This window comes from Paraburkholderia sp. SIMBA_027, assembly GCF_046535315.1.
In the GTDB taxonomy this organism is placed as follows: domain Bacteria; phylum Pseudomonadota; class Gammaproteobacteria; order Burkholderiales; family Burkholderiaceae; genus Paraburkholderia; species Paraburkholderia tropica.
This window is the reverse complement of the sequence record NZ_JAWRWY010001032.1, coordinates 1-257: the sequence shown is the minus strand read 5'-3', so window position 1 is coordinate 257 and position 257 is coordinate 1. Positions and strand designations below refer to the sequence as shown.

Genomic DNA, 257 nt, shown 5'->3' with positions numbered 1-257 from the left:
AACGGAAAAATCGTCGAAAGCAATTTCCACAACTACCCGATGATGAGAATAGGCGACGCGCCGAAGCGCATCAGCGTGCATTTCGGCGGTGTATCCGGCCATTCGCGTATGGCCTGGGTCGGGGAATCTCCGATGGGTCCGGTGGCCGCGGCGCTCGGCAACGCGATATTCTCCGCCACCGGCAAACGATTGAGATCGATGCCGTTCCGAATCCATGATCTGAGCTGGGCATGATGTTCGTCTCGATACACCGCAGG

1 pseudogene is annotated in these 257 nt (G+C 58.0%); it reads left to right on the top strand.

What is annotated here, in order from left to right:
* A pseudogene (locus SB764_RS42250) lies at positions 1-234 on the top strand (xanthine dehydrogenase family protein molybdopterin-binding subunit); the annotation flags it as partial.
* Positions 235-257: the final 23 nt, after the last annotated feature.